Annotated in this window: 2 protein-coding genes; both read left to right on the top strand. The window is 76.8% G+C overall.

The window, feature by feature from the left end; genetic code table 11:
• Window positions 1–204, top strand: a 204-nt coding sequence (locus L6E12_RS31295; protein WP_374201978.1) for a hypothetical protein, incomplete at its 5' end; no start/stop codon positions are given.
• Between the two features lie 30 nt (window positions 205–234).
• Window positions 235–9,050, top strand: an 8,816-nt coding sequence (locus L6E12_RS31290; protein WP_236231528.1) for a type I polyketide synthase, incomplete at its 3' end; no start/stop codon positions are given.

The following is a 9,050-nucleotide window of genomic DNA, read 5'->3' as shown; positions in this document are numbered from 1 at the left end:
GGCCCGGTGCTCGCGGGCATCGCCGCCGACGACGCCGACCGCGCCCGCGTCGCGGCCACGCTGCGCGCGCTGCTCGCCGACCTCGGTGACAGCGCCCCCGCCGCCCCGGCCGCCGCCGCGGCGCCCCGCGCGGGGGAGGACCTGAGCGAGGCGTCGGCCGAGGAGCTGTTCGACTTGCTGGACAACGAGATCGGGATCGCATGAACCGCGTGACCGACCGGGAGGTGGCCGCTCGTGGCCGATGACGCGAAGGTCCTCGACTACCTCAAGCGGGCGACCGCCGACCTGCGGGAGACCCGCAGGCGGCTGGCCGAGGCGGAGGGCAAGCGGCACGAGCCCATCGCCGTGGTCGGCATGAGCTGCCAGTACCCCGGGGGCGTGCGCTCCCCGGAGGACCTGTGGCGGCTGGTGTCGGAGGGCCGCGACGGCATCGGCGGCTTCCCCACCGACCGCGGCTGGGCCGAGGACGCCCTGCGCGACGTCGACGGCTCCGGCGCGCTCACCGTGGCCCAAGGCGGCTTCCTCGCCGACGCGGGCCTGTTCGACGCCGGGTTCTTCGGCATCTCCCCGCGCGAGGCGCTGGCGATGGACCCGCAGCAGCGCCTGCTGCTCGAGCACGCCTGGACCGCCGTCGAGCGCGCGGGCATCGACCCCCGCTCGCTGCGCGGCACCCGCACCGGCGTGTTCGCGGGAGTGATGTACCACGACTACGCCGTGCGCCTGCACGGCGCGGCCGACGACGTCGCGGGCTACGTGGGCACCGGCAGCGCCGCCTCGGTCGTCTCCGGCCGGGTCGCCTACGCGATGGGCTTGCAGGGCCCGACGCTGACCGTCGACACCGCCTGCTCGTCGTCCTTGGTCGCCCTGCACCTGGCCGCGTCGGCGCTGCGCCAGGACGAGTGCCGGTTCGCCCTCGCGGGCGGGGTCACCGTCATGTCCAACGCGGGCAGCTTCGTCGAGTTCTCCCGCGCGGGCGGGCTCTCGGCCGACGGTCGGTGCAAGTCCTTCGCCGAGGGCGCGGACGGCACCGGCTTCGGTGAGGGCGTCGGCGTGCTGCTGCTGGAGAAGCTGTCCGACGCCCAGCGCAACGGCCACCGCGTGCTGGCCGTGCTGCGCGGCTCCGCGGTGAACTCCGACGGCGCGAGCAGCGGCCTGACCGCGCCCAACGGCGCGTCCCAGCAGCGGGTGATCCGGCAGGCCCTGGCCAACGCCCGGCTGGAGACCACCGACATCGACCTGGTCGAGGCGCACGGCACCGGCACGCCGCTTGGCGACCCGATCGAGGCCCAGGCCGTCATCGCCACCTACGGCCAGGACCGCGACCGCCCGGTGCACCTGGGCTCGATCAAGTCCAACATCGGCCACACCCAGGCCGCCGCGGGCGTGTCCGGCGTGATCAAGGCGATCCTCGCGCTGCGCCACGGCGTGATGCCCCGGTCGCTGCACCTGGGCACCCCGACCTCGCAGGTGGACTGGGAGTCCGGCGCGGTCTCCCTGCTGACCGAGGCCCGCGACTGGCCCGAGGTCGACCGGCCGCGGCGCGCGGCGGTGTCGTCGTTCGGCATCAGCGGCACCAACGCCCACATCATCGTCGAGCAGGCGGTCGAGGCGGGTACCGACGGCGCTGGCGACCCCGGCGGCACGGACGCCACCTCCGCCACCGCGCCCGCCGCCGGGCCGACGGCGTGGCCGCTGGCCGGGCGCACCGAGGACGCGCTGCGCGCCCAGGCCGCCCGGCTGAAGGCCGCGCTCGTCGCCGCCCCGGACTGGGCCGCCGCGGACATCGGTCACTCGCTGGCCACCACCCGCACCGCCTTCGAGCACCGGGCCGTGGTCGTCGGGTCCACCCGCGGGGAGTTGCTCGCCGGGCTCGACGCCATCACGCCCGCCCCGGTCACCCGCGGGCGCACCGCGTTCGCCTTCACCGGCCAGGGCTCGCAGCGCGCGGGCATGGGCCGTGGCCTCGCCGCGGCGTTCCCGGTGTTCGCCGCGGCCTGGGACGAGGTCGTCGCGCTGTTCCCGGCCCCGGTGCGGCACGTGCTGGTCGAGGACCAGTCGCGGCTCGACGACACCGAGTTCGCCCAGCCCGCGATCTTCGCCTTCGAGGTCGCCCTGGCGCGGCTGTTCGCCTCCTGGGGCGTGCGGCCCGACGTGGTGATCGGGCACTCCGTCGGGGAGATCGCCGCCGCGCACGTGGCGGGCGTGTTCACCCTGGCCGACGCGGCGGCGCTGGTCGTCGAGCGCGGCAGGCTCATGGGCGCGGTCACCGCGCGCGGGGCGATGGCCGTGATCGGCCTGCCCGAGCGGGAGATCACCCTGCCCGCGGGCGTGGAGGTCGCCGCGGTCAACTCCGCCGACTCCACCGTGGTCTCCGGCGACGCCGACGCCGTGGCCGCCCTGGCCGACGAGCACGCCGCGCGCGGCGTCCGGGTCAAGCGGCTCGCGGTCAGCCACGCCTTCCACTCCGCGCACATGGACGAGGCCGTCGCGCCGCTGGCCGCGCTGGTCGGCTCCCTGCCCCGGTCGGCGCCCGCGATCGAGTTCGTCCCCGCCGCGGGCCCCGGCGACCCCGCCGACGCCGACTACTGGACCCGCAACCTGCGCGGCGCGGTCCGCTTCGCCGACGGCGCCGCCCGCCTCGACGCCGCCCGCGTCGTCGAGATCGGCCCGGACGCCGCCCTGGCCCCACTGCTGGCCGAGTGCGCCCCGGCCCAGCGCCGCGACCGCGACGAGGCGCTGACCGCGCTGCGCGCCCTCGGCCACGTCCACGCCACCGGCGGCGAGGTCGACTGGTCCGCCCTGCACACCGGCGGCCGGGTCGTGGACCTGCCCACCTACCCCTTCCAGCGCGAGCGCTACTGGCCCGCCACCGAGGCCCCCACCAGCACGCCCTGGCACTACCGCGACCACTGGACCCCGGTCCCGGAGAACCCGCCCGTCGCACTCGGTGGCTGGCTCGTCGTCGGCGCCCCCGACTCCCCGCAGGCCGCCGACCTCGCCGCGCGGGGCGCCCGCGTGGTCGACGCCGCCGAGGTGCCCGACGCCGCCGGGTCCGCCGAGGGGGTGCTCGCCCTGCACCCCACCGCGGAGAGCCTGCTCGCGCTGCTCCAGTCCTTGGTGGACACCCCGGTCCCGGTCTGGGCCGTGACCACCGGTGCGCTGTCCGATGCCCCCGAGCAGGCCGCCGTGTGGGGCCTGGGCCGCACCGCCGCGCTGGAGATCCCCGAGCGCTGGGGCGGGCTGGTCGACGCCCCCGCCGACACCACCGCCGACCGGCTCGCCCGCGTGCTCGGCGGCGGTGAGACCGAGGTCCTGCTCACCCCCGACGGCAACCGCGCCCGCCGCCTCGCCCGCGCCGAGACCGCCGCGTCGTGGACCCCGCGCGGCACCGTGCTCATCACCGGTGGCACCGGTGCGCTGGGCGTGCGGGTGGCGCACTGGGCCGCGGCCACCGCCGACCGGCTCGTGCTCACCAGCCGCCGCGGCGGCGCGGTCCCCGATGGCCTGCCCGCGGGCACCTCGGTCGTGGCAGTCGACGCCGCCGACCGCGAGGCGATGGCCGCGCTGCTCGCCGACGTCGAGCCGGACGCGGTCATCCACGCCGCGGGTGTGCTCGACGACGGCGTGATCGACCGGCTCACCCCCGAGCGGCTGGCCTCGGTCGCCGCGGCCAAGCCCGTCGCCGTGCGCGTGCTCGACGAGCTGACCCGCGACCGCGACCTCGACGCGTTCGTGGTCTTCTCCTCGGCCGCGGCCACCTTCGGCGCGCCCGGCCAGGGCAACTACGCCGCAGCGAACGCCGAGCTCGACGCCCTCGTCCGCGCCCGGCACGCCGCCGGGCTGCCCGGCACCAGCATCGCCTGGGGCCCGTGGGCCGAGGACGGCATGGCCACCGGCGACAAGGCCGCCGCCCGCACCGCCCGCTCCGGTCTGGCCGCGCTCACCGCCGACCGCGCGGTGACCGCGCTGGCCCTCGCCGTGGGCTCCGGGCTGCCCGCGCTGACCGTGGTCGACATCGACTGGTCGGTCTTCGCCCTGCCCGGCCGCCTGCTCTCCGACCTCGCCCCGGCCCGCGCCGCCGCGCCCGCCCCCGACCTCGGCGCCCAGGCCGAGCGCTTCCGCGCGCTGCCCGCCGACCGGCGCGGCCACGCGCTGCTGGACCTGGTGCGGGAGACCGCCGCGGCTGTGCTCGGCTTCGCCTCCGCGCGCGCCGTGCCCGCCGACCGCGCTTTCCGCGAGCTGGGCTTCGACTCGCTGACCGCGGTGGAGCTGCGCACCGCGCTCAACGCCGCCACCGGCCTGTCCCTGCCCGCCACCGCGGTGTTCGACCACCCCACCGCCGCCGACCTGGCCCGCCACGTCGACGGCCTGCTCGACGGGGTCGCCGCCACCCGGGTGCCCTCGGTCGTGGCCGCCGCCGGGTCCGACGAACCGATCGCGATCGTGGGCATGGCCTGCCGCTTCCCCGGCGGGGTCGCGGCGCCGGAGGACCTGTGGGACATGCTCGTCGCCGGGCGGGACGGCCTCGGCCCGTTCCCCGACGACCGCAACTGGGACCTTGCCGCCCTGTTCGACCCCGACCCGGACAACCCCGGCACCAGCTACACCGCCACCGGCGGGTTCCTGCGCGACGTGCCCGGCTTCGACGCGGACTTCTTCGGCATCTCCCCGCGCGAGGCGCTGGCGATGGACCCGCAGCAGCGCCTGCTGCTGGAGACCACGTGGGAGGCCTTCGAGCGGGCGGGTGTTGCCGCCCCGACCCTGCGCGGCAGCGCCACCGGGGTGTTCGTCGGCACCAACGGCCAGGACTACGCGCCGCTGTTCACCGGCTCCACCGAGGGCGTCGAGGGCCACCTGGCCACCGGAAACTCCGCCAGCGTCGTCTCCGGGCGGCTGTCCTACGTGTTCGGGCTGGAGGGCCCGGCGGTCACCGTCGACACCGCGTGCTCGGCCTCGCTGGTCGCGCTGCACCTGGCCGTGCAGGCGCTGCGGTCGGGGGAGTGCACGCTGGCGGTGGCGGGCGGCGTGACGGTCATGTCGACCCCCACGGCGTTCATCGAGTTCTCCCGCCAGCGCGGCCTGTCCGGCGACGGCCGCTGCAAGGCGTTCTCCGCCGATGCCGACGGCACCGGCTGGGGCGAGGGCGTCGGCGTGCTCGTCGTCGAGCGGCTGTCCGATGCGCGCCGCCACGGCCACCGCGTCCTGGCGCTCGTGCGGGGTTCGGCGGTCAACCAGGACGGCGCGTCCAACGGGCTCACCGCCCCCCACGGCCCGTCGCAGGAGCGCGTGATCCGGCAGGCGCTGGCCAACGCGCGCCTGGAGCCGTCCGATGTGGACATGCTGGAGGCGCACGGCACCGGCACCTCGCTGGGTGACCCGATCGAGGCGCAGGCGTTGCTGGCGACCTACGGCCAGGGTCGCACGGAGCCGCTGTACCTGGGGTCGGTGAAGTCGAACATCGGTCACACCCAGGCCGCCGCAGGCGTCGCCGGGATCATCAAGTCCGTCCTGGCCCTCAACCACCGCACCCTGCCCAAGACCCTGCACGTCGACGCGCCGACCCCGCACGTGGACTGGACCGCGGGCAGCGTCGAGCTGCTGACCGAGGCCCGCCCGTGGCCCGAGGCCGACCGGCCCCGCCGAGCCGCGGTCTCCTCCTTCGGCGTCAGCGGCACCAACGCCCACGTCATCCTGGAACAGGGCGACCCCGCCCCGGAGCAGGCCCCGGACACCGCTCTCGCACCACTCGTCCTGACCGCCCGCTCCGCTGCGGCGCTGCGTGCCCAGGCCCGGCGCCTCGCTGACGCGCTGCCGTCGCTGCCCACCACCCGCGCCGCGTTCGCCTTGGCCACCACGCGCGCCCACCTCGGCCACCGGGCGGTCGCCCTGGGCGTCGACGCCGTGCGCGCGCTGGCTGCGGGGGAGCAGCACCCCGCGCTGGTGCAGGGGACTGCTGGCGAGCCGGGCCGGGTCGTGTTCGTCTTCCCCGGTCAGGGTTCGCAGTGGGTGGGGATGGCGCGGGAGTTGGCTGCGTCGTCGGAGGTGTTCGCGGCTCGGTTGGCTGAGTGCGATGCGGCTCTGAGCGAGTTCAAGGACTGGTCGTTGGACGAGGCCCTGGGTGATTCCACGCTGTTGGAGCGGGTCGACGTCGTTCAGCCGGTGCTGTGGGCCGTGATGGTGTCGCTGGCCGAGGTGTGGCGTTCGTGGGGGATCGAGCCCGCTGCTGTCGTGGGTCACTCGCAGGGTGAGATCGCCGCCGCTGTGGTGGCGGGCGCGCTGTCGCTTGAGGACGGTGCGCGGGTCGTGGCCCTGCGGTCGCAGGTGCTGCGGCGGCTGGCCGGGCGCGGCGGGATGGTGTCCGTCGCGCTGGGCGAGGCCGAGGTACGGGCGCGGATCGCGCCGTTCGGGGACCGGGTCTCCGTGGCCGCGGTGAACGGGCCCGCCGCCGTCGTGGTGTCGGGTGAGCCCGCCGCGCTGGACGAGCTGGTCGCCGAGTGCGAGGCCGACGGCGTGCGGGCCAAGCGCGTGCCGGTGGACTACGCCTCCCACTCCGCCCAAGTCGACGAGCTGCGCGAGGAGCTGCTGGCCGCGCTCGCGCCGGTGCGGCCGCGCGTCGGGCTCGTGCCGGTGCACTCCACCCTGACCGGGCGGGTCGAGGACGGCTCGGGCATGGACGCCGGGTACTGGTTCGACAACCTGCGCTCCACCGTCGAGTTCGCCGCCGCGGTGACGCGGCTCGTCGACGACGGGTTCGGCGTGTTCGTCGAGTGCTCCCCGCACCCGGTGCTCACCATGGCCCTGCCCGACGACGTCGTCGCCGTCGGCTCGCTCAAGCGCGACCACGGCGGGCTCGACCGGATGCTGCTGTCCCTCGGTGAGGCCGTCGTCGCGGGCACCACCCCGGACTGGGAGCGCGTGCTGCCCGGCGCCGAGCCCGTCGAGCTGCCCACCTACCCCTTCCAGCACGAGCGCTTCTGGCCGCAGCGCGTCACCGCCGCCGCGGGGGCGCCCAGCGGCTTCGGCCAGGGCGCGGCCGGGCACCCCTTCCTCGGCGCGCTGGTCTCGCTGGCCGACGGCGACGGGGCCGTGCTCACCGGCCGCCTCGCCCTCGACGACCACCCCTGGCTGGCCGACCACGTCGTCGCCGGGCGGCTCATCGTCCCCGGCACCGCGCTGGTCGAGTTGGCGTTGTGCGCGGGCGAGCACACCAGGGCCCCGCACGTGGAGGAGCTGACACTCCACCAGCCGCTCACCCTGCCCGAGCAGGGCGCGCTGCGCCTGCAGGTCTCCGTGGGCGCCGACCAGGGCGGCCGCCGTCCCGTGTCGGTCCACTCCCGACCCGACGCCGACGACGCCCCGTGGACCCGCCACGCCGACGGCCACCTCACCGCCGCCGCCCCCGAGGCCCCCGCCGTCGCCGAGTGGCCCGCACCCGGTGCGGTCGAGGTCGACATCGACGGCCTCTACGCCGACCTCGCCACCCGGGACCTCGGCTACGGCCCCGCCTTCCGCGGGCTGCGCCGGGTGTGGCGCGACGGCGACGACGTCCTGGCCGAGGTCCGCCTCGACGACGCCGAGCACGCCGCCGCACAGCGCTTCGGGCTGCACCCCGCCGTCCTCGACGCCGCCCTGCACGCCATCGCCCTCGGCGGGTTCGTCGACGCGGGCGTCCGCGCCGCCCTGCCGTTCTCCTTCTCCGACGTCCGGCTCTCGGCCACCGGCGCCACCGCCCTGCGGGTGCGCGTGTCCGCCGCGGGCCCGAACGCGGTGACCGTCACGGCCGCCGACGCCGAGGGCGCCCCCGTCGTCCGCGTCGGCGCGCTCGCCCTGCGCCCCCTCGACACCGCCGCACTGGCCCCCGCCACCGGCGCCGCGCTGTACGCGCTCGACCGCGTCGAGGTCGCGCACGAGCCCGCGGCGGCCGTGCTCGACATCGACGGCCTGTCCCTGGCCGACGTGCTCACCGCCGTGCAGACCCACCTCGCCGACGACACCGCGGGCCTGCTCACCGTCCGCACCACCGACACCGTGGACTGCGCCGCCGCGCGCGGCCTGGTCCGCACCGCGGCCAACGAGAACCCCGGCCGCCTCGCGCTGGTCGACACCGATGGGTCGCTGGACACCACCCCGGTCAACGCCGACGAGCCCGAACTCGTGGTGCGCGACGGCCGCGTCCTCGCCCCGCGCCTGGTCCGCGCCGAGACCACCGCCGTCACCGAGCCGTTCACCGCCGAGAGCCGGGTGCTGATCACCGGTGGTACCGGCACCCTGGGTCTGTTGTTGGCCCGTCACCTGGTGGCGGAGCACGGTGTTCGGCATCTGGTGTTGGTGAGCCGTTCCGGTGGTGTGGTGCCGGAGATCGATGCGGACGTTCGGGTTGTGGCGTGTGATGTGTCCGATCGGGATGCTGTGGCCGCGTTGTTGGCCGAGCACCCGGTGACCGCGATCGTGCACGCCGCCGGTGTCCTCGACGACGGCGTGGTCACCGCGCTGACCCCCGACCGGCTCGACGCGCTGCTGGCCCCCAAGCTCACCGCTGCGCGGCACCTGGCCGAGCTGGCGGGCGAGCTGACCGCCCTCGTCCTGTTCTCCTCGGCGGCGGGCGTGCTCGGCAACCCCGGCCAGTCCGGCTACGCCGCCGCCAACAGCGCCCTCGACGCCCTCGCCGTCGACCTGCGCGCCGCCGGGGTCCCGGCGACCTCGCTGCCGTGGGGCCTGTGGGCCAGCGCCAGCGGCATGACCGGGCACCTCGACGGCACGAAGCTGCGCCGCACCGCCCGCGCCCTCACCGACGACGACGCGCTGGCCCTGTTCAGCACCGCCGTGCGCACCGGCGCCGCCGTCCTGGCGCCGCTCGACCTCGACCTGGCTGCGGTGCGGGCCGCGGGCGAGGTGCCGCCGCTGCTGCGCGCCCTGGTCCCGGTGCGCCGCCGCCGGGCCGCGGCCGCGACGGCCGCCCCGACCGCCGACCTGACCCCGGCCGCCGCGCTCGACCTGGTCCGCGCCACCACCGCCGCCGTGCTCGGCCACGCCTCCGCGGCCTCGGTCGA

Source organism: Actinokineospora sp. PR83, from assembly GCF_021056305.1.
In the GTDB taxonomy this organism is placed as follows: domain Bacteria; phylum Actinomycetota; class Actinomycetes; order Mycobacteriales; family Pseudonocardiaceae; genus Actinokineospora; species Actinokineospora spheciospongiae.
This window is presented reverse-complemented; position numbering and strand designations above follow the sequence as displayed.